General features: G+C 41.1%; 22 protein-coding genes and 2 other annotated features. Of the genes, 11 read left to right on the top strand and 11 right to left on the bottom strand.

The window, feature by feature from the left end:
• Nucleotides 1-76: 76 nt before the first annotated feature.
• Nucleotides 77-1,006, bottom strand: coding sequence for a cytochrome aa3 quinol oxidase subunit II (qoxA, locus tag LG273_RS01805; protein ID WP_379563591.1), 930 nt, complete (start codon nt 1,004-1,006; stop codon nt 77-79).
• Between the two features lie 242 nt (nt 1,007-1,248).
• Between qoxA and LG273_RS01800 the strand changes: the two genes are divergently transcribed.
• The gene (locus LG273_RS01800; RefSeq protein WP_404457268.1) at nt 1,249-1,752 is read left to right on the top strand and encodes a hypothetical protein; all 504 of its coding nucleotides are present in this window, start codon (nt 1,249-1,251) and stop codon (nt 1,750-1,752) included.
• 130 nt (nt 1,753-1,882) lie between these two features.
• On the opposite strand, the gene thrS is transcribed toward LG273_RS01800, so the two are convergent.
• Nucleotides 1,883-3,799, bottom strand: a complete 1,917-nt coding sequence (gene thrS, locus LG273_RS01795) for a threonine--tRNA ligase (RefSeq protein ID WP_379563595.1) — start codon at nt 3,797-3,799, stop codon at nt 1,883-1,885.
• A gap of 44 nt (nt 3,800-3,843) precedes the next feature.
• Nucleotides 3,844-4,066 (bottom strand) — a binding site (T-box leader).
• Nucleotides 4,067-4,095: 29 nt separating this feature from the next.
• Nucleotides 4,096-4,318, bottom strand: a binding site (T-box leader).
• Between the two features lie 150 nt (nt 4,319-4,468).
• On the opposite strand from thrS, the gene LG273_RS01790 reads away from it, so the two are divergent.
• Entirely contained in the window at nt 4,469-5,212 is a 744-nt protein-coding gene (locus LG273_RS01790; RefSeq protein ID WP_379563597.1) for a tryptophan-rich sensory protein, read from the top strand.
• Nucleotide 5,213: 1 nt separating this feature from the next.
• Here the strand turns inward: LG273_RS01790 and LG273_RS01785 are convergent, their stop codons facing one another.
• The 3 genes from LG273_RS01785 to LG273_RS01775 form a co-directional block, all read right to left on the bottom strand.
• Nucleotides 5,214-6,062 carry a DUF72 domain-containing protein gene (locus LG273_RS01785; RefSeq protein ID WP_404457266.1) on the bottom strand — a complete coding sequence of 283 codons (849 nt, stop codon included), beginning with the start codon at nt 6,060-6,062 and terminating at the stop codon, nt 5,214-5,216.
• 89 nt (nt 6,063-6,151) lie between these two features.
• Nucleotides 6,152-7,615, bottom strand: coding sequence for an Msr family ABC-F type ribosomal protection protein (locus LG273_RS01780; RefSeq protein ID WP_404457264.1), 1,464 nt, complete (start codon nt 7,613-7,615; stop codon nt 6,152-6,154).
• Between the two features lie 397 nt (nt 7,616-8,012).
• Nucleotides 8,013-8,591, bottom strand: coding sequence for an NAD(P)H-dependent oxidoreductase (locus LG273_RS01775; protein WP_404457263.1), 579 nt, complete (start codon nt 8,589-8,591; stop codon nt 8,013-8,015).
• Nucleotides 8,592-8,725: 134 nt separating this feature from the next.
• Here LG273_RS01775 and LG273_RS01770 point away from each other — a divergent pair, with 134 nt between their 5' ends.
• From LG273_RS01770 to LG273_RS01760, 3 genes are read left to right on the top strand one after another with little or no spacing between them, the layout of a single operon-like run.
• Nucleotides 8,726-9,769, top strand: coding sequence for an AraC family transcriptional regulator (locus LG273_RS01770; RefSeq protein ID WP_404457261.1), 1,044 nt, complete (start codon nt 8,726-8,728; stop codon nt 9,767-9,769).
• 32 nt (nt 9,770-9,801) lie between these two features.
• Entirely contained in the window at nt 9,802-10,158 is a 357-nt protein-coding gene (locus LG273_RS01765) for a DUF488 domain-containing protein (protein ID WP_404457259.1), read from the top strand.
• A gap of 1 nt (nt 10,159) precedes the next feature.
• Entirely contained in the window at nt 10,160-10,468 is a 309-nt protein-coding gene (locus tag LG273_RS01760) for an MGMT family protein (RefSeq protein ID WP_404457257.1), read from the top strand.
• Between the two features lie 66 nt (nt 10,469-10,534).
• On the opposite strand, the gene LG273_RS01755 is transcribed toward LG273_RS01760, so the two are convergent.
• Genes LG273_RS01755 through LG273_RS01745 form a run of 3 tightly spaced genes read right to left on the bottom strand, consistent with a single transcriptional unit; the run spans nt 10,535 to nt 12,185 of the window.
• Nucleotides 10,535-10,966 (bottom strand): SRPBCC domain-containing protein, encoded by a 432-nt coding sequence (locus LG273_RS01755; RefSeq protein ID WP_404457256.1) that lies wholly within the window; start codon nt 10,964-10,966, stop codon nt 10,535-10,537.
• A gap of 20 nt (nt 10,967-10,986) precedes the next feature.
• Complete coding sequence (locus LG273_RS01750; RefSeq protein WP_404457254.1) at nt 10,987-11,622, bottom strand: HAD family hydrolase; 636 nt, start codon at nt 11,620-11,622, stop codon at nt 10,987-10,989.
• A complete protein-coding gene (locus tag LG273_RS01745; protein ID WP_404457252.1) occupies nt 11,619-12,185 on the bottom strand; it encodes a GNAT family N-acetyltransferase in 567 nt (188 codons plus the stop codon). Before LG273_RS01745 ends, LG273_RS01750 begins: the two co-directional genes overlap by 4 nt.
• A 310-nt stretch (nt 12,186-12,495) precedes the next feature.
• Here LG273_RS01745 and LG273_RS01740 point away from each other — a divergent pair, with 310 nt between their 5' ends.
• On the top strand, nt 12,496-13,107 hold the full coding sequence (locus LG273_RS01740; protein ID WP_404457250.1) for a YitT family protein: 612 nt from the start codon (nt 12,496-12,498) through the stop codon (nt 13,105-13,107).
• A gap of 37 nt (nt 13,108-13,144) precedes the next feature.
• Here the strand turns inward: LG273_RS01740 and LG273_RS01735 are convergent, their stop codons facing one another.
• Nucleotides 13,145-14,389, bottom strand: coding sequence for an MFS transporter (locus LG273_RS01735; protein ID WP_404457248.1), 1,245 nt, complete (start codon nt 14,387-14,389; stop codon nt 13,145-13,147).
• Nucleotides 14,390-14,398: 9 nt separating this feature from the next.
• Nucleotides 14,399-14,899, bottom strand: coding sequence for a DUF3231 family protein (locus tag LG273_RS01730; protein WP_404457246.1), 501 nt, complete (start codon nt 14,897-14,899; stop codon nt 14,399-14,401).
• Between the two features lie 249 nt (nt 14,900-15,148).
• Between LG273_RS01730 and LG273_RS01725 the strand changes: the two genes are divergently transcribed.
• From LG273_RS01725 to LG273_RS01715, 3 genes are all read left to right on the top strand, one after another.
• Nucleotides 15,149-16,108 carry a sulfonate ABC transporter substrate-binding protein gene (locus LG273_RS01725; protein WP_404457244.1) on the top strand — a complete coding sequence of 320 codons (960 nt, stop codon included), beginning with the start codon at nt 15,149-15,151 and terminating at the stop codon, nt 16,106-16,108.
• 185 nt (nt 16,109-16,293) lie between these two features.
• A complete protein-coding gene (gene ssuC, locus LG273_RS01720) occupies nt 16,294-17,061 on the top strand; it encodes an aliphatic sulfonate ABC transporter permease SsuC (protein ID WP_404457242.1) in 768 nt (255 codons plus the stop codon).
• A 17-nt stretch (nt 17,062-17,078) separates the two neighbouring features.
• Nucleotides 17,079-17,861, top strand: coding sequence for an ATP-binding cassette domain-containing protein (locus LG273_RS01715; RefSeq protein WP_404457240.1), 783 nt, complete (start codon nt 17,079-17,081; stop codon nt 17,859-17,861).
• A 1-nt stretch (nt 17,862) separates the two neighbouring features.
• On the opposite strand, the gene LG273_RS01710 is transcribed toward LG273_RS01715, so the two are convergent.
• A complete protein-coding gene (locus tag LG273_RS01710) occupies nt 17,863-18,138 on the bottom strand; it encodes a YqhV family protein (protein ID WP_404457238.1) in 276 nt (91 codons plus the stop codon).
• A 233-nt stretch (nt 18,139-18,371) separates the two neighbouring features.
• Between LG273_RS01710 and LG273_RS01705 the strand changes: the two genes are divergently transcribed.
• Together LG273_RS01705 and LG273_RS01700 are read left to right on the top strand one after the other, a co-directional pair.
• On the top strand, nt 18,372-18,848 hold the full coding sequence (locus LG273_RS01705) for a DUF2975 domain-containing protein (RefSeq protein ID WP_404457236.1): 477 nt from the start codon (nt 18,372-18,374) through the stop codon (nt 18,846-18,848).
• 131 nt (nt 18,849-18,979) lie between these two features.
• The gene (locus tag LG273_RS01700; protein WP_404457234.1) at nt 18,980-20,083 is read left to right on the top strand and encodes an NAD(P)H-dependent flavin oxidoreductase; all 1,104 of its coding nucleotides are present in this window, start codon (nt 18,980-18,982) and stop codon (nt 20,081-20,083) included.
• The last annotated feature ends 61 nt before the right edge of the window (nt 20,084-20,144 follow it).

Below are 20,144 nucleotides of genomic sequence, written 5' to 3'. Positions count from 1 at the left end.
AACTTCACATATACAGGCCGGCATGGCAGCAAATAACTGTCACACGCCGACCTAATTAATTAAAACTTAGGACAAATTAATGGTTGTGATCATGCCCAGAATGGTCGCTGTGTTCTTCATCTGTGTGATCAGAATGCTCATCATGACTTTCTTCTGAACCACCGCCATGATTATGACCACCATGCTCCCCTTCAGGTGCAGGCATGAACTCTAAATGTGTTCCGGTAAAAGTTTGCTGGCCAAGATGACCTGGCTCCAAGAGCTCTTCAAACTTATCTTCTGTTATTGGTTCTGCAGTTGCTTTTACTTCCTCTACCCAGTCATCAAACTCATCCTGCGTAACAGCATTTACATTGAACGTTTGCTCTGCAAAGCCTTCCCCACTAAAGTTCGCATTACGACCGTCATATTCACCAGGAACATCTGCCGCAAGGTGTAGAGTTGTTACCATATCAGCCATTGCATATTTCTGACCACCTAATTGAGGTATCCAGAATGCACTTATTGGACCATAGGAATATAATCTAAATTCCAGCGGGCGATCTGTTGGGACATAAAGATAATTCATTGTCTCTATTCCTTGCTCCGGATAGCTGAAATGCCATTTCCAATCAGAAGAAGACGCATAAACCACGAGTGGCTCTTTATCATAACCTTCTGGTGTTGCCTCCACCTTGTAGTTACTTTCCACTGACACAAATGAAAGATAAGCTACAATTAGGACTGGGATCCCAACACAGATTGCTTCCACCCAAATGTTTCCTTCAATATGTGGTGGCTTATAATCCTCAGGCTGTTTAGATGCTCTAAACTTAACTAGCATGTAAATTAAGATCGCGAAGACTACAATGACAATAAACGACATAATTGCAATAGAAAGCCAGATAACATTCGCCTGTGTCTCTGCTTGTGGACCCTTTGGATCCAATACAGCTAATGGTTCACAGCCTGTTAATACAGTAAGTACCGTGATGATAGCTGCTAGTATCATCCATTTTATTTTCATAGAGATACCCCTTCCTTTTAAATTAGCTATATTCTAACCTATAAAACTATAAATGTTACAAACTTCACAAACCTATTCCTATCTTAATACCATCCAAAGAGAAAAACAATTATAAAGCAATTTATGTCATAAAATGTTCAAGGAATTTCATACAAAAAGTGAACATTTTGTTAAGCTGGTCTTATTCTGGGCTTTATTACGATGTGTAATAGGTTGGGTGGTTGATTGGGGAGGGTGGATGGTTGATTGGAGTGCTCACTTGGTTGATTGCACATCCCTCTTGGTCGGTTGCACACCCCCTTTGGTTGATTGCGCTTCTCACTTGGTCGATTGCACTTCACGCCTGGTTGATTGCGCTTCTTACTCGGTTGATTGCACTGCATGCCTGGTTGATTGCGCTTCTCACTTGGTTGATTGCACTGCACGCCTGGTCGATTGCACTTCACGCCTGGTTGATTGCACCTCTCACTTGGTCGATTGCACTGCATGCCTGGTTGATTGCGCCTCTCACTTGGTCGATTGCGCCTCTCACTTGGTCGATTGCACTTCACGCCTGGTTGATTGCGCCTCTCACTTGGTCGATTGCACTGCACGCCTGGTTGATTGCACCTCTCACTTGGTCGATTGCACTGCATGCCTGGTTGATTGCACCTCTCACTTGGTTGATTGCACTGCACGCCTGGTTGATTGCGCTTCTCACTTGGTTGATTGCACTGCATGCCTGGTTGATTAAGCCGCCCACTTGATCGATTGTCCAGCCTGCCTCGTTAATTGCACACAACACCTTCTTAAAGAAAACATCTTACAATCCGCTTTTCAGCCTATAATTAAGTACACAAAAAAGAAGCCCCCCTAAAGGCGGACTCCCTCCAATACTTACGCTAATTCCCTGTTTGCCACCTGCTTTTCTACAAGCCCCAAAAATTGAGCAAATGACAACCGTTCTGTCTCCTTCACCCCATACTTACGAATGGTTACATCTCCATTCTCAACTTCCTCATCCCCAATGACAAGTGCATAAGGGACTTTCTTCATCTGTGCTTCCCTAATTCTGTATCCTAACTTCTCATCCCTTGCATCTATATTTACCCTATATCCTTGGGCTCGCAGCTCCTCCCGAAGTCTCACACAATAGTCAACATGCACGTTGGCAACAGGTAGTAACTGAACTTGTATTGGTGCCAACCAAACAGGAAATGCTCCCGCAAAGTGTTCAATTAAAATCCCGAAGAAGCGATCAATCGATCCGTATATGGCGCGGTGGATCACGACTGGTCTTTCCTTTTCTCCTTTATCATTAACAAAAGAGAGATCAAATTTCTCTGGCATTTGAAAATCTAATTGAATGGTTGCACATTGATGGCTCCGTTTTAAAGCGTCTTTTATATGAAAATCAATTTTCGGTCCATAAAACGCTCCATCTCCTTCATTCACCTGGTAGGAGATACCTGTTTTTTCAAGAACATTTTCTAAAGACTTCTCTGCATGCCCCCAAAGTTCGTCTGAGCCAAGCGATTTTTCAGGACGAGTGGAAAGTTCTACCGTGTAGGAGAATCCAAATGCACGATACACTTCATCCACTAGCTCCATCACGGCCTTTACTTCATCCTCTATTTGATCCTCTCGAACGAAAATGTGGGCATCATCCTGGCAGAAGGACCGAACCCTGAGCATCCCATTCAAAGCTCCACTATATTCATGTCTGTGTACCTGCCCAAACTCCGCCATGCGAACTGGCAAGTCACGGTAGGAATAAAGGCTATTTTTATAAACAAGCATATGGCCCGGGCAGTTCATCGGCTTCATCGCAAACTCTGTGTCATCCACTTCCGAGAAATACATATTTTCTTTATAATGCTCCCAATGTCCAGATTGCTCCCACAGCCGCTGATTCATCATAAATGGTGTGCGCACCTCTTCATAGCCAGCTTTTGTTTGCAACTTTCTTGAAAATGCTTCTAGTTCATTTCGAATAATTTGGCCATTTGGCAGATAAAATGGCATCCCAGGGGCTTCTTCTGAAAACATAAATAGATCTAATTGCTTCCCTAGCTTCCGATGGTCCCGCTTTTCCGCTTCCTCTCTTAAATGAAGATACTCTTTCAGCTCTTTCTTTTTACGGAAAGCTATCCCGTATATCCGTTGCATCACTTCATTGTCTTGGTCCCCCTTCCAATAGGCACCAGATACATGGGTAAGTTTAAACGCTTTGACCAAGCCAGTCCGTGGCAAATGTGGGCCTCGACATAGATCGATAAATTCTCCCTGCTGGTAGATAGAAATTTCTTCATTCTCCCCAAACCCTTCCAAAAGTTCGAGTTTAAAGGATTCTCCCCTTGCTTCAAATAATTCTTTTGCCTCTTGCAAGGACAAAACCATCCGCTTTATCGGCAAATTCTCATCAATAATGTGTTGCATTTCTTTTTCAATAGCAGAAAAGTCCTGTTGGGATAAACTCTTCTCTAGCTTCACATCATAATAGAAGCCATTATCGATCACAGGACCCACCCCTAATTCCACATTACCAAAGCTTCGTTTCAGTGCTTGGGCCAGAATATGTGCAGTACTATGGCGCATTACTTCCTGTCCCTCGTCATCTTCCAGCGACAAAATAGCTAGCTCCCCATCAACTTCAAGGGGCGAATCCATATCTAAAAGCTGGCCATTAAACCTTCCAACAACGGCTTTTTTGGCCAAACTTCCACTAATGGATGCTGCCACCTCTTGGATCGTAATCCCTTTTGCATACATGTTGACTTGCCCATCCGGAAATTGAATACTAATTCTCTCCATAAAAACTCCTCCTTTTTCATATATAAAAAACGCACTCATCCCAATAAAGGGACGAGTGCGTTTACCCGTGGTTCCACCCAGCTTCCCAATGAATAAAATCTTCACCGGCTTTGGACGCTTTAACGCAGCGGTACGATATTGGTTACTCTATTTTCCCCAATACTGCTCCAAGGTGGTATATTATTTTCCATCACTGGGAAGTTCGCAGCAAATCCTTCCCTCTCTGAAAGCTGAAAAAATAATATGTGTCCTTCTCATAGCATCTATATAAAATAAAAAAACACATCAATCCCTACCTAAGGGACGAATGTGTCTGTTCGTGGTTCCACCCAATTTCCCAATGAAAAAATCATCATTGGCTTTGGTTGCTTTATCGCAGCAATTACGGTATTGGTTACTCTGTTTTCCCCAATACTGCTCCGAGGTGGTACATTATTTTCCTTGGTTAGGAAGTTCGCAGCAAGCCTTCCCTCTCTGATAACCGGTAAGAATAATGCGTGTCCTCATCTTCACTTATCATTACTAATTTTTATATATGCTATTACAAATTTTGAAAAAAGGCAACCTCTATTTTAAAATTTCACCATAACCGACGCTCTTCCATGCAGTTTTACATAACCAACAAATAGGGAAAGCTTCAAACAAGATAACATTTAGGAGGTGATTTATTTGCGTTCCATAACCAAGCTTTCGCTTGTCTACCTAATCTTTTTCGCAGGTATGATCTTTGTAAACTATTCAGTTGGTTCCCAGGTTGGTACGGTTGCAAATCAAGATCCTGCACTTATCCAGCCAGCCGGCTATGCTTTTTCGATATGGGGTGTTATTTACTTACTCCTGCTCGTATGGATTATAAAAGGTTTCTTCACGAAAGGGGCTAAAGTTGAACTTTATAAAAAGCTTTCATTTATCCTTCCCCTAAACTTTATTTTAAACAGTTTATGGATCATAACGTTTACGCAGCAAATGATTCTGCTATCAACGATTATTATTATTTTGTTATTGCTATCCCTTGTGTGGATTTACCAAAACGTACACAACGATCCGACAAGTAACAGCTGGGATTACGCGCCGTTTTCTGTCTACACTGGATGGGTATCTTTAGCAAGCATCGTCAATGTTTTCACATATGTGGAGCGAAGTGACATGTTTTCGTTTTTTGGAATAGGAGAAGTAGGATGGACACTTATTGCAATCATCGGTATTAGCTTGGTAGCAATCTCTATACTTCTATTTCAACAAGATTTGCTTTATCCACTCGTCTTAATATGGACGTTTATTGCGATCATGTTGAACGTCCAGCAAAACACACTACATTGGACGCTTATTGGCTGTACAGTTATTGTAAGTGCATTTATAGTGTACAGCCTCTTCAAACAAATACGCAGAAGAAAACAGAGGATTTTCAGCTAGACTAAAATAAATCCATCTGCCTTGGTGCTAGACCTTCAAACTTAATACCAAGCATGCTTTGGAAGGTCTTTGCATTCTCGGCAGCATCACCACCTGAATTATTATTAAATAGCACAACAATATCTTTTGATTGTTTGTTTAACTCAAGGAGTCGTTCCTTCCATTCTAATAATTCCTGTTCGTTATAATGATATAAATAGCGCACCTCGCGCCAATTTTCATCTTTCGGCTTGTTCCATCCATAAAAATTTCTGCCATGCATCCGAACTAAAGTAGTCTTCTCATCTGTGGCGACAGGGATAATTGGAACCGAGCCATCCCCTGCTTGCGGTTCATCTACAATGGAGTGTATCCACCCTTCTTCTTTCATAAAGCTAAGGGTTTGGTTGTTAAATTGCTCCGTAAACCATGATTGGTTGCGAAACTCCAGCGCAACAGGAATGTCCTCCATTTGCTTTTTACAATAGCGTAAGTAGTCAACATTTTCTTTTTTACAGGTAAACCACGGCGGGAATTGAAACAGGACCATTCCCAGCTTGTTTGCTTCAATATAGGGCTGTAAGGAGTCCTTAAATGCTTGAAACATCTCTGTCTTTGAAGAAAAATGCTTCTCTTCCCCGCGTTGATGTCCTGTCATCCCTTGATAGGCCTTCACAATAAACCGAAAATTTTCCGGGGTCTCCTTCACCCATTTTTGTGCATTTTTAACTGGTTGAATCGCATAGAAAGAACTATCCACCTCGACAACTGGGAAATGACTGCTGTACTCCTGCAGCTTATCTTTTGGCTTCACCTGTGGTGGATATAATGCATGGTGATCCCCCCAGCCTGTTAGTCCAATGTATATCATGGCCGACCCTCCTAAGGATAGGATAATGGGATAAATAAGAAAAAGGCAAGTAGCAGGAGTTTTTTCTGCTGCTTGCCCGCAATTTGTTCTCAATCCAATAATGTCAGTTGTTGCTTCTCTATCTTGTACACACGGTCTGCTACACGATCTACAAACGCTTTATCATGAGAGACGAGTAAAATCGTGCCCTCATATCCCTCAATAAACTTCTCCAACGCTTCTATACTAAAGACATCCAGAAAATTTGTTGGCTCATCAAGAATCAGGATGTTATATCGGCCTAGGAAAAGCTGACATAGCACGAGTCGTATTGCTTCTCCCCCACTTAAGTCCTGCACATTCTTTTTAATATCATTTCCTGTAAAGCTCATAGCATTTAACACTGCACGTATTTTACTTTCCTGATAATCACTCCTAGATTTCATATACGCAAGAACTGTCTCCTCTTTTTCAAACTGATAAGACATCTGTCTATAAAAACCAATCTCAACTTTAGGGGAAAGGATAATCCCTTCTTTGCCTTCCACAATAGCTTGCAAAAGCGTTGTCTTACCGGTGCCATTATCGCCCGTTATCGCAATGGTTTCCCCTAACGGAAACTGAAACCTTACTTTGCTTAATAATTCCCTCTTACCAACCCTTAAGCTTAGGTCGTCAGCCATAATCGGAAATTTATTGTGGAGTTTTAGTGCCTCACTCTGATGAAAATACAGTTGCTTTTCCGAGGTTGGTGCTGCTACTTCTTCCATCTGTTCGATACGTTGCTCGATCGCCTTAGCAGCACGATGGACAGCTTTCTGACTTGTGCCCCGTGACTTCGTCATGAACATCTTATTTGCCAAAGACTTTGTATCTTTCTTTGTCATACTTCCACTAGCTTGGGTAATTTTATCTGCTTTCTTTTTCTTCTCTTCTGCAGCTTTTAACAATCTCTGTTTTTCTTTCTGGTACTTTTCATGTTGCTCTTGCTGTTCTATTCGTTCCCTTTCCTTTTGTGCAACATAGTTTGAATAGTTGCCGGTATACTCTGTAACACTACCGTCAGCTACTTCCCAAATTTTCGTAGCTAGCTGATCAAGCACATGGCGATCATGACTTACAAGTACAAGAGCCCCATAGTAGTATTCCAGCTCATCCAAAAAGTATTGTTTACCTTCTGTATCAAGATGTGTTGTTGGTTCATCAATTAATAAAGCTTCGTGATACTCGGAGAACAACTGGGCCAACTTTAACCTTGTCTGCTCCCCACCACTTAATTTTGATCTGTTTTTGTCCTCTAAACCGAGGCTCCTTATCTGTTTAGGGTCCGCTTTTTCTGGCTCAGGAGCAGTAAGTTGGCCAAAATAGGCAGCTTCCGCAATAATATGAACACTACCTTTACTTGGAGTTATCTGGCCGTGCAATAATCTGATTAAGGTGCTTTTTCCTGTACCGTTTTTTCCAACAATACCAATTCGATCAAATTGATGGATAGCTAATCGAGGTATTGAAAGAATTAATTGATCCAAAAAAGTTACCTCAACATCTTCAAGCTCAAAGCATAATTTTTCCATTGTACATTCCCTTCCCTTTCTCTGCCTAAAATTAGCCACCTGCTAACACTAGAGAATAAAGGGAGGGTCCACGCATTTATCAAAGATAAACCTTGAAGGAATAACACAAATTAAGTACAACGTATAAACGTGTACCTTTTCGTAATGGCATAAAAAAAGAAAGGCAGGTTGACCTACCTTTCCCCTCACGTATAAAAGAAGATTATGAAAAAATGGCAGACTGCTCCCGTTTACTCTGCATGAATTAGCAGAGGCTTTGAACTATGAAATTACTGGTTCAAAGCTGGGAAACGCAATCTTACAGAAGCCATATCGTCACAATCCTCCTTACATTTAAAAGTATATGTTTATTGTATAGAGTATTCTCTCAATTGTCAAAAGCCATTTGCCTGTTTTTTCATATATGTTTACTACCAAGTCTTTTTACTCTGTTCAACCAAGCAGCACGTTTTTCTTCCGTAGAAGTTTTAACAGGCGTAATCTCTGTTACCTTGACTGGCTTAATTCCGCAAAAACTTAATATATTGCGCTTCATCACCTGATGTCCTGCACGCCGGTACACAAGGCGGTTAAACCAAGATGGTGTATCGGAAGTTACAATCAGGTGGGCTGACTTCCCAGTCAATAGCTTATCCCATAATGGAGAATTTTCTCTATAACGAAAAGCAAATCCCGGCAGAAAAACCCGATCGATAAATCCCTTTAACACAGCCGGCATTGTCCCCCACCAAGTTGGGTACACGAACACCAAATGATTCGCCCATTCTAGCCATTCTCTGGCCTTTACTAGATCAGCTTCTAATTCAGTCCGTTTTCTATACCCATATTTTAAATTTGGTTCAAAGCTTATTGTGCTTAAATTAAGATAGCGCACCTCTCCTCTGGCAGCTGCTCCATCTTTGTATGCCTCGGATAAACTTCTGCAAAAACTTTGCGGATCGGGATGACCATTTATAATAAGAATTTTCTTTTTCAACACATTCACTCCTCCAATAACATGCTATAGTTGTATTAATAGCTGATAAAATAAGCATAGAATAGCTTTCAATTTATAAAAATGATGGATAGCGCAAAAATCATGAAGATATACGCAAGAAAGGGGAAGAGGTTATGGCGACTACCGGTGTTTCCATCTCCATGGTGTATCCGATTGTAAAGTCACTTCACAGACATGGCGTAAGAAAGGAACAGCTTTTCGAAAAGGCAGGCATGAAGCTTGAGCTACTCCATGATATAGATGCACGAATTGAAGCACTTGATTTAGTAAAATTAATGAGTACTGCTGCAGCCTACACAGGAAACCCTTTCTTCGGCCTACATCAAGGTGTCAATATAAGTTTTGAGGATATGGGCGTACTTGGCTATGTCATGTTACATTCCAACACGATTAAGGATGCGCTCCTCGCTTATCAGCGATATAACGTTATTTTGTGCAACGGATTTAATCTTGATTGGCAGGTAAAAGGAGATCAGCTGCAGATTGAGTTGCATTTACAACCACATGGACAGATGTCACGGCACTGCATAGAGGATATGGCAAGCTCCGTTTATCACCTTGCCTGCAAGTTAAGTAATACAAAAATAGCCCTTCATTCTGTACAATTTAGTCATGAGCACCCGGGAGATGTGGCCGAATATGACGCTATTTTTGGGGTCGCACCTTCCTTTTCAGCTGACAAAACAGTACTTTACATGGATCGGGAAGTGCTTGATTTCCCCGTCCTATACGCTAATCCAAAGCTTTTACATGTATTTGAAAGTCTAGCAAAAGAGAATAGTGAAGCACTAACACATGCAAATCTTGTCTCCTATCAGGTTGTCGAATGGTTGAGGGACTGTTTGCCAAGATTTTTCCCCACCTTGAAACAAACGGCGGATTATTTGCGGATAAGCCCACGGACACTGCAAGCAAATCTAAAAGAAGAAGACACATCCTTCAGTAAGCTGTCCATTCAGGTTCGAAAAGAGATGGCAGAGCGTTACCTCGCTGATGGCAACCATTCCGTTGGAGACATTGCATACTTGCTTCATTTTTCCGAACCTAGCGCTTTTCAAAATGCATTCAAACGCTGGACGGGAGTGTCTCCAGGCAAGTACCGGATTATGGCTGCTGTTAGAGATTTGAGCCGTTTATCGGAGCCAAATCAGGGGTAAATATCACCATTCTTTATACAGGAGTGATTCTAATGTCTATCGTATTGCAACGAATCTATGAGGAAGAAAACAAAATAGGTGGAAATCGGGTGTTGGTAGATAGAGTGTGGCCACGTGGTATTTCGAAGGACGACGCCGGGATCGATTATTGGGCGAAAGAAGTAGCTCCTAGTACGAAGCTTAGAAAGTGGTTTGACCATGATCCAGATAAGTTTGATAAATTCAAGAAACTGTACAAGGAAGAATTGGAACAAAATGATGAACAGCAAGAAGCGCTTGATAAATTAAAGGGAATGGCTACAAATGAACGACTCGTTTTGTTATACGGCGCCAAAGATAAAACGTATAATCACGTTAACGTGTTGAAGGAAGTATTAGAAGGAGAATAATATGAAAAACGGTTTTTTTGATCAAGTATATGACCTCGTTGCCCAGATTCCCCGTGGACATGTGGTGTCCTATTCTCAGATAGCCAAAATATTAGAACAACCACATAATGCCAGGGTTGTGGGATGGGCGATGAGGCAATCACCACCTGAACGGAATTTGCCAAGCCATCGTGTTGTGAAAAAGTCAGGCGAGCTTGCCCCCGGCTTCACCAACCAGCGGCACCTACTTGAACAAGAAGGCGTTCACTTTGATGCAAAAGGTAGAGTGGAGATGAAGCAGCATAATTGGAATGGTGTGGAAACATTGTAAAAAGCCAGTCCTCTTTACGTAAAAGGACTGGCTTTTCCAAGCCGACGGCGTATAGTCAAGTTTTAATTATAAGTTCTCAGCAAGCTCTTTTATGACTTTTTTGGATTCCTCAGCAAACTTAACGGATTCCTCATAATACATTTCCCCGTCCTTTATTAGGGAAAAATCGCCAATTGTTATATGCAACACCGTCTGATTGTCTCCTTCTTCAAGTATGTAACGATATGACACATCACCTTCCTCAGGCTGATGTTCCCATGTGGTAACCATTAAGGCAATAACGAGTTCTTTGTTTGGCTCTGTTTTAATCAGTTTTGTAATGGACTGTTGCCCGTTTGGCAAATCCCATACGACCTTGTCACCAAGCTTCATTCGATCCTGTGGGTAATCCTCTGGCAGTTCATCCCATTGACTTACATACACAGGGTTAACAAGCACCTCCCACACCTTTGCAGCAGGTGCATCAATTGTAATAGTATCTCTAACCTGTAAAGACATCTTATCCCTCCTCGATTTGATTAACCAAGCGATTCTACAAACTCTGAAACCTTTTGATACATCTGGTCTGGCTCAACGGAAAATTTGCTGGACTGAAATTCAGGCAGCCATTGTACTCCGGCAGTAAAAAGTCCTGCTCGCTTCCCCGCTTCCATATCGGCATTACTGTCACCAATAAACATTGCTTCACTTTTCTCTACTTTCAAGTCACGTAATGTTTTTAAAATACCTTCAGGGTGTGGTTTAGCCTCTTCTACATCATCTCCTGTAATGATCGAGTCAAAACACGCCTCATCCATATGCAATTTTTTTAGAGAAATGTCCAAGGTCGCTCTGGACTTTCCTGTAATGATGGCCAACTTATATTTACGCTCTTGCAGCATGTTTAACATATCTGTAATGTCCTGATTTTGTTTTACAAGTTCCTCATGATTTTGCTCATAAATATGCAGGAAGCGCTCAATTGCCTCCTCTTTATCTTGGTGCTGCAAATTCTCTCGAATGATCTCTGGCTCTGGTGGACCAAACATGTTCCTTACATCTTCATTCGTAAGTTCTTTTCCATCGTACATGTCGAACACCTGCTGGAAGGCATAATATGCAACAGGTAGTGTATTAGCTAACGTCCCGTCGAAATCAAATAAAAAAGCTTTCAACTTAACTCCCCCTTATAATCTCTCCTCAGCAAAGAATACATATACAGGTCATCGAATGTTTTTCCATTAAACTCATAATCTCTCAATAATCCTTCCCTCATAAACCCATTTCGTTCTACTAGCTTAATCGATGAGGTGTTTGGCGGCTCAATTAATGCCTCAATACGATGTAACTTCATTTCATAAAAGCCGTATCTTAGGACTGCTTCCATTGCCTCTCTTGCTATCCCTTTTCCCCAATACTGTTTGTCCAACTCATAGCCAATTTGGGTGCGGGAATGCTGCTTGACCATGTTTAAAAAGCCACAGGTTCCAATTACTTTATCTAAACCTTTAAGTGTTATACCCCACCGAATTCCAATGCCTTCAGTGAATATCTCATCATACCAAGCTACTTCACTTAGCGCCTCTTCTTCTGTTTTAAAAGGCTCCAATCCATAGTATTCCATCACGTCCTTATCAGATAAATAAGTCAGCATGCTAGCTGCATCTGTTTTCATCACTTTTCTTAAAATTAAACGCTCTGTTTCTAATACTGGGAACGCATTCATCGTACTCTCCATACATGCCACCTGCTTATCTACTAAGTAAAATTCTATTTCTAGTATGCATGAAAAGCTGTTATGTTGAAAGCCCTTTATATTAGTTTTGTAAAACTTTCATACACATTATATTCAAAGTGACATGATAACTTTTAAAAGGGACACAACCTTCTTTACAAAGAGACGCAGCACCTTCTAAAACTGACGCAACAACCCCATTTTCTAGCCTCCCCCTTAAAATTATTAAACATGAATCCAACCTAAATTGAATAGGATAAAAAGGGGGTTGTCCTAATGTAAACCTATTAGGACGCCCCTTAGGGGGAAGCCAATGTCACACATTTTCATAAAAACTATAATTGTGTTAGCTGGTGGAATACTGCAAGGCATAGGGATGGGACTCTTTTTATTTCCGCATTTTATACCGTCCGGGGGCGCTGGAGGTATTGCTGTATTATTAAACTACTGGTTTCACATACATACTGGACTTGCCCTATGGCTTGTCAATTCTTCGATGCTATTAGTTGCCGTAAAGTATTTGGGAAAAAGAGTTGCTGTTTGGACGGTTGTTGGGATTACGATGACCTCAGCATCTATTGCCTTTTTTGAGCAAACTGTGATCATCGGAAATCGAAACCTTCTAGTAGACTTTTTCTGTGGCTCTTTATTGCTTGGAACAGGAATTGGTTTATTAATGCGGCAAAGCGTTTCAAATGGAGGCGTCGGAGTTATTGCACTTATTGTCGCCCATAAAAGGAGTATATCCCCAGGGCAACCATTATTCTGGATTAATTGCTCTGTATTTATTTTTACAGCCATTGTTATCGATTGGAAAATCATCCTACTTGCATTAGGTAGTCAATGGATCGCTACAAGGATAGTCAATCTAATATGTCAGTTAAACTTCTATCCAAGCTATACCCTTAGCTGGAGGAAAAAATAACCCAATGTACTGCGCTCTAAAAGCGCAAAAGCAATGCTTAAAAGTACGTATAGCGAATGGCAGTCTTTTTCTCATCCTTCCCGTCCATTCCTTTCACATGTAACAAGAAGAAAACGAGGAGGCCTACAATAAAAGTAAAGGCAGCGACCGAAACAAACATTCCTGTTCTCGACCAATCCATTAGACGGGTAAAAACCGGCGGGCCAAGCGCTACACCGAGAAAACGGACGGAGCCATACAGCGAGGTTACAAATCCTCTGCGTTCCTTTCCTACCGCTCCTGTAATAATACTATTCACACATGGAAGGACAAGGCCTGAACCTACACTACTTATAGCAAGGATAATTAAAAATGGGACGAGCATTTCAAAGAAGACAAGCAGACTGTAAGACAATGTCATAAGGAGAAGTCCAATCACGGCAAGACGTTTCATCTTCATAAGATTCTTGCCAATTTTACTACCTGTAATATACGAGGTTACTACCATAACGAGAAGTGGAATAGCTAATAACAGTCCTTTTAATACCCCATCAATCTCGTACTTTGTCTCCAACACATCAGAAAGAAAGAAAAGGATGCCAAAGAGCGTGAACAAGCACGTGCCGCCTGCGAGATATGTGGTGAACAGCCATCTGCCTTCATGCTTAAATACCGTTAGCAAACCTCTTACATACTTTTTAAATGGAGGTGGTGCTTGGCGAAAGCTTTTTTCTTTAATGAATAACCAAACAAGGATCAAGGAAATAAAACTAATGATGGGAAAGGCAAAAAAGACAAAATACCAGACAGCTAAGGCAATGAGTGAACCGAAAATTGGAGATAAAACCTTTCCCAAGCCATTTGACGCTTCAAATATCCCTAAAACTCTGCTTTGTTCGCCCCCTTTAAACAAATCACCCGTAAGCGCCATGGCAATTGGAGCTGTTCCTGCTGCTCCAATTCCTTGTAAAATCCTGCCGATTATAATCCACGTATACGCATTGGAAAAAGCAGCAGCACCTAATCCTGCTATCAACCCTCCTAAGCCAAATAGAAAGAGAGAGGGTAAAATGATCACTTTTCTCGAAAATCGATCGGAAAGATACCCGACAATTGGAATGAAAATAGCGGCAGCAATGGAAAATACCGTGATGGTTAAACTGACCTGCATTTGAGATAAATTTAATGAAGATTTCATTTGCGGAAAAATCGGTATTAACATAGAATTCCCAAGTGTCATTATTAAGGGGATAGAACCAATCGCAAGAATTGTCATGCCTTTGTTAGCAGCCTTTGCCATCATGCTTCTCCTCTACTTCGTATTAATTGGCGGGTACACGATCCACCCTTTTTCTTTCGTAATGTTTAAGAGCTTGAGTTCGTATTCTTCTTTTTGCGTATTAAATTCTTCAAACATAGTCCGAAGCTTTTCCTGTAAGCTTATGCCAATAATATAGCTGGCCGTCATCCTGCCAGCCACAAGCTCTTTTTGCACCATGGCGGCAATCTCTGGATCATTAAAACGGGCTCCAGCTGGTATATCTTGTGTTTCAACATTAGGACGATCTGGCGGTGCAGGTGGTAGGCGAATCCCCGTTTCTTTTAACAAAGTTTCTACTTGCTGTTCTTCCTGGGTAAAACCGTTCTCCAACACATCCTCTAGTAACACCTTTAGATCGTTGTCTCCTGTATGATTAATCAGCACCTGCATGGTAACACAGAAGCACTTAGCATTATAAAGATAGGTCCAAAGATGATAGACCTCTCCTGCGTGAAACGCCTCTTCCTCTTTATTGCCATTAAGCATGCCCATTTCTTCAGTCCTTTCCTATTATTTTCAAGGTACTCCTTACCTTACAACAGATATAAATAAAAGCTTGCTTCCTATCTAGCATCCCACAACAAATAAAAAATTATGTTGGGCATTAATTTACATGGGACAGGAACCTACTTTTCGTTTAAACATAGGCTAAAATCATAAAGCAAAAGCGAATGCGCCCGTCTGATTTTAGCCAGAGGGAGCTAAGCATCACGCAAAATTTACGAAAATGGGGTTCATTATATGAGAAAGAAATTAAAGTTGCTGTTTTTAAGCATTGTTTGTATGTTCCTGTTTGTAGGATGTAGTCAACATGAAGCATCTAACAATTCTACAGAGGAAGAAAACGTTATTCGGATTGGCTATCAAAAAAATGGCCCTCTCATTATTTTGAAATCACTCGGCACTTTGGAAGAACGTTTAAAAGAAGAAGGATATACGGTAGAATGGAAACTTTTCCAAGCTGGACCTGCATTAGTGGAAGCCTTAAATGCAGGGAGTATTGACTTTGGCAGAACAGGAAACTCTCCACCTATATTTGCACAGGCTGCTGACACTCTTTTTGTCATGGTCGCAGCAGGAAAGTCTAAGTTTAAAGGGAGTGGCGTTTTAGTACCGAACGATTCATCCATAGAACGTATAGAAGATCTAAAAGGGAAAAAGGTTGGCTTTGCCAAAGGATCAAGCTCTCACTACCTCATCGTGCGAGCATTGCAAGAAGCTGGGTTAAGCTATAGTGATATTACACCTGCCTATTTATCTCCTGGGGACGCACGAATCGCTTTTGAACAAGGAAATATTGACGCCATGGTCGTATGGGATCCTTATACAGCTTCAACAGAGCTGCATTCTAATGGCAAGCTATTAGTTGATGGAGAAGGTCTCACTACTGACCGCGATTTCTTCATTGCAACGGAGTCCTTTGCTAAGGACCATACAGCGTTAATTGATATTCTTTTAGAAGAAATTGAAAAGTCCTCTGATTGGGCTAATAAAAATCACGATGAGCTGGCTACCATGCTCACTCCAATCCTTAATATTGAGGAAGATTCCATTATGAAATCCATTAAAAGACGCACTTACGGGGTGGACGAAATAAATGAAGAGATTCTGAAAGAACAGCAAGAAATTGCTGACACCTTTTATGAACTTGATATCATTCCGAAACAAATACAGGTGGAAGATGTTTTAATGAATAATTGATTAAAAATGGAAGTGCCACTGTGGGGCGCCACTTCCTATGGCCGGTGCGCTACTTTCAGGAGCTGATGCGCGACTCTCATGGGCCCGTGCGCCAATCCCTATGGCTGGCGCGCTACTTTTATAAGCCGATGTGCGGCTTCTGAACCTGAAACTAAAAATTCCTATAAGAAAAGGAGGTTAGAATCTTGAAAATTTCGTCCAAAAGCGTAGCAGATAAACTTATTCCATGGCTGGTCCCATTCTCGTTACTATTAGGCTGGCAGTTTCTTTCTACTATAGGTATCATCCCCACCCGCATCCTTCCTGCTCCAACACAAGTGTTTCAGGCAGCAATAGACTTGTCCGCCACAGGAGAACTGACAGAACATATCTCCATAAGTTTGGGGAGGGCATTAATCGGGTTTCTCATTGGCGGGATTATTGGATTTTTATTTGGACTGTTTAACGGCATTTTCCGTTTTGCAGAGCTCTTCTTTGATACATCTATTCAAATGTTAAGAAATATTCCACATTTAGCCTTAATCCCTCTAGTGATATTGTGGTTTGGAATTGATGAAACCTCGAAAATTTTCCTTGTAGCATTAGGGGTGATGTTTCCCGTCTACATCAATACTTATCATGGCATTAAGTCAGTAGACAAAGGACTAATTGAAATGGGAAAGGCTTATGGGTTAAAAGGAAGAACATTATTCTTTCATGTCATATTGCCTGGAGCCATGTCTTCCATCCTAGTTGGGGTACGTTTTTCACTTGGCGTTATGTGGCTAACCCTCATTGTAGCGGAGACCATTTCAGCACATTCCGGCATTGGTTATATGGCAATGAATGCTAGAGAATTTATGCAGATGGACGTCATTGTCTTAAGTATTGTCCTGTACGCGATGTTTGGAAAATTATCAGACGTTATTGCCAAGCTTTTTGAAGGAAAATTACTTCGTTGGAATCGTGCATAACGAAGGGAGGAACGAATATGAAAGACGTTAAGACGAACTACCATATTGAAACCAAACAGCTTCAAAAGGATTATCCTGGAAGAAATGTGTTAAGCGGGATCAACCTCTCTATCCGACAAGGTGAGTTTATTGCGATTGTAGGGAAAAGTGGTTGTGGGAAAAGCACTTTACTCAGACTATTAGCTGGTTTAGAAAAGCCGAGTGATGGAAAATTGCTCATGGGTCAAACACCCTTAACAGAGCTAAATGACCAGGCGCGTATGATGTTCCAAGACGGTAGGCTACTCCCTTGGAAAAAAGTAATCGATAATGTATCACTTGGGCTACCCAAGGAAGGTAAGCATAAAGCTAAAAAAGCTTTACAACTGGTGGGGCTTGAGGATAGAATGACGGATTGGCCAGCTATGCTTTCCGGCGGGCAAAAGCAACGTGTTGCACTAGCTAGAGCGTTGGTCCATGAGCCCTCCCTTTTACTGCTGGATGAGCCGCTAGGGGCCTTGGATGCTTTGACGCGCTTGGAAATGCAAGGCCTTATTGAGGAACTTTGGCAGCAAAAACGTTTTACCGCCATACTGGTTACACACGATGTTGAAGAAGCTGTAGCCATAGCAGATCGCGTAATTGTCATTGAAAATGGGAACATTAGCTTGAATCAGGCTATTGATTTACCAAGACCACGCCAGCGCACAAGCACCGCATTTTCTATGTATCTGGATCAGATTTTAGATAAAATCATGGGACGCAAGCCGAATAAAAAAATAACTTTACTTCATTCCTATCCTAATAAAACCAAGGTTTAAATTAATTACTTCTTATCCCATACAGAATAAAACCTACTCCTAAGATTATAAAGAAAAATTTCTTAAGAGAAAGCTGCTCAGCCACCCCAAATAATCCAATAGCTGTTGTCGCCAACAAAACCAATGGTCCTACAAAAGCCAAGGTGCTATTAATAATTAACGCCTTATCTATTTCGTTAAAACGAAACATTAAATATGCAGCAAAAATTTCCAAACTCCCAGAAAGAACTCTCAACAATGCCATACCTAATACAGCTTTCTCTATTATCGCAAACATTTTTCTCCTCCTGTATGATAGCTTTCTAATATATATGCAGGGCTTGTCCAGATGAGGACAAAAGCACAGAGAAATTGGCTTATAACATAACAACTAAAAAAATTAAAGGCCACTCATATTATAGAGGGCCTTGTTTTATTCCTAGAACCGACCTGAAAATTAATAAATATTTATTGAAAAACGATAAATTATATTGTAAGATGTAGTAAAATACAGAGGTTGAGGTGTAAGCTATGAAACGAGGAACAACGTTTTTTCTAAAGATTGCCGTTGTATTGATTGGGGTAATTGTGCTCGCTCTTAGTATCTTTTGGCTACCATACCAGGCGAACCTTCTCGCCAACATGTATCCTGAATTTTCCTATTTACAGTACCCCTTATTACTTGGCTTGCTTGTGACAACGATTCCTTTCTTTTTCGCACTTTACCAAGCCTTAAAGCTATTACGTAATATTGATTACGAGAAAGCATTCTCCACCATGACCATACAATCGTTAAAACAAATTAAATACAGTGCTCTCACCATTAGCGTCATGTACATGGTAGGTTTTATCACCCTTCTTTACCTAAATGCAGCCAACCCAGGGATATTGCTTATGGGATTAGTAATTATCTTTTGTTCAGGTGTTATTGCTGTATTTGCTGCTTTGTTGCAGAAACTTCTTAATAAAGCCTTAGAAATCAAATCTGAGAATGAGTTGACGGTCTGATGTTGAATTTTCAATTGAAAAAAAATATAAAATAATGAATGATGGCTCTTGAAACTTATCTGGGGAGGAAGTACCTTAGAAAAAGAACAATATATAAAAACAGCATGATTATCACTTCTGAGGAGACCAAAATGCTAAACGATTGGAGAGAGGATAAAATGTTGCATACTGTAGCAAGTCTATTAAAGGTGAAGTATCCGATTATCCAAGCACCGATGGCTGGAGGTGTAACTACCACACATCTGATTACGGAAGTTTCAAATGCAGGGGGCCTTGGAATGATTGGAGCTGGTTACTTGTCACCTGACCAGCTGCGTCAGCAAGTAAATGACGTACAAGAAGTGACCTCCAGCCCATTTGGAGTAAACCTATTTGTACCAAATGAATTCCATGTAACAGAAGATGAAATTATGCTTGCCAACGACCAATTGGCTCCACTACGCAATCAGCTACAGCTATCCCAGAAGCCAAGTAATAAAAACCCAGAATTTAATGTCTTACATAATACCTTTTTGGAGCAAATTGATGTTGTGATTGAAGATCAAGTACCCATTTGTTCCTTCACCTTTGGCATCCCTTCTGAACAAGTGATTAATCGTTTGAAACAACATGGCATTCTTCTTATTGGTACAGCGACTACTGTCAAAGAAGCCATTGCCATAGAGAAAGCCGGAATGGATATTATTGTCGTCCAAGGCAGTGAGGCTGGCGGGCATCGTGGGAATTTCCTGGACTCTTACGATAACAGTATGATCGGTTTAATGGCCCTCATTCCTCAGGTAGTTGATATGGTAAATGTTCCTGTTATAGCTGCTGGGGGAATTATGGATGGAAGAGGCTTGGTTGCATCTCTTTCCCTTGGAGCGCAAGGGGTACAGATGGGGACAGCTTTTTTGACGTGTGAGGAAAGTGGAGCAAATGAGTTACATAAAGCTGCTATCCTGCATGCAGAGGAAGACCGAACAGTGGTGACCCGTGCTTTTTCCGGGAAATGGGCAAGAGGAATACAGAACGAGTTTATCTCGACTATGCAAGAAAAGGAGCATCTCTTACCCGATTTCCCTGTCCAGAACAGCCTCACAAAAGAGATTAGAAAGGCTGCTGCAAGTCAGGGGAAACCCGAATTTATGTCCCTTTGGGCAGGCCAGAACGCATCTATGGCAAAAAAGCAAACTATCCAAACGCTTATGCAATCGATAGTGGAAGAAGTGAAAAGGTTAGGGTATTCTATTTGAAAGCTAATCCATTCAGCATTACGACCTCTTCTACTATGTAATTTACTTAGGGATCTACATA

Origin of the sequence: Oceanobacillus kapialis, assembly GCF_044790185.1 — a bacterium.
Classification (GTDB): domain Bacteria; phylum Bacillota; class Bacilli; order Bacillales; family Amphibacillaceae; genus Oceanobacillus_B; species Oceanobacillus_B kapialis.
The sequence above is the reverse complement of the archived record's forward strand: the minus strand, read 5'-3'. Positions and strand labels throughout refer to the sequence as shown.

Coding starts and splice junctions, on each gene's coding strand:
- LG273_RS01780 (WP_404457264.1), bottom strand. CDS start 7,615: ATGGAAAAATTATGCTTTGAGCTTGAAGATGTTGAGGTAACTTTTTTG.
- LG273_RS01730 (WP_404457246.1), bottom strand. CDS start 14,899: ATGGGCATGCTTAATGGCAATAAAGAGGAAGAGGCGTTTCACGCAGGA.
- LG273_RS01755 (WP_404457256.1), bottom strand. CDS start 10,966: ATGTCTTTACAGGTTAGAGATACTATTACAATTGATGCACCTGCTGCA.
- LG273_RS01735 (WP_404457248.1), bottom strand. CDS start 14,389: ATGATGGCAAAGGCTGCTAACAAAGGCATGACAATTCTTGCGATTGGT.
- LG273_RS01785 (WP_404457266.1), bottom strand. CDS start 6,062: ATGATATACATTGGACTAACAGGCTGGGGGGATCACCATGCATTATAT.
- LG273_RS01715 (WP_404457240.1), top strand. CDS start 17,079: ATGAAAGACGTTAAGACGAACTACCATATTGAAACCAAACAGCTTCAA.
- LG273_RS01710 (WP_404457238.1), bottom strand. CDS start 18,138: ATGTTTGCGATAATAGAGAAAGCTGTATTAGGTATGGCATTGTTGAGA.
- LG273_RS01725 (WP_404457244.1), top strand. CDS start 15,149: ATGAGAAAGAAATTAAAGTTGCTGTTTTTAAGCATTGTTTGTATGTTC.
- LG273_RS01740 (WP_404457250.1), top strand. CDS start 12,496: ATGTCACACATTTTCATAAAAACTATAATTGTGTTAGCTGGTGGAATA.
- thrS (WP_379563595.1), bottom strand. CDS start 3,799: ATGGAGAGAATTAGTATTCAATTTCCGGATGGGCAAGTCAACATGTAT.
- LG273_RS01765 (WP_404457259.1), top strand. CDS start 9,802: ATGTCTATCGTATTGCAACGAATCTATGAGGAAGAAAACAAAATAGGT.
- qoxA (WP_379563591.1), bottom strand. CDS start 1,006: ATGAAAATAAAATGGATGATACTAGCAGCTATCATCACGGTACTTACT.
- LG273_RS01760 (WP_404457257.1), top strand. CDS start 10,160: ATGAAAAACGGTTTTTTTGATCAAGTATATGACCTCGTTGCCCAGATT.
- LG273_RS01700 (WP_404457234.1), top strand. CDS start 18,980: ATGCTAAACGATTGGAGAGAGGATAAAATGTTGCATACTGTAGCAAGT.
- LG273_RS01705 (WP_404457236.1), top strand. CDS start 18,372: ATGAAACGAGGAACAACGTTTTTTCTAAAGATTGCCGTTGTATTGATT.
- LG273_RS01745 (WP_404457252.1), bottom strand. CDS start 12,185: ATGGAGAGTACGATGAATGCGTTCCCAGTATTAGAAACAGAGCGTTTA.
- LG273_RS01770 (WP_404457261.1), top strand. CDS start 8,726: ATGGCGACTACCGGTGTTTCCATCTCCATGGTGTATCCGATTGTAAAG.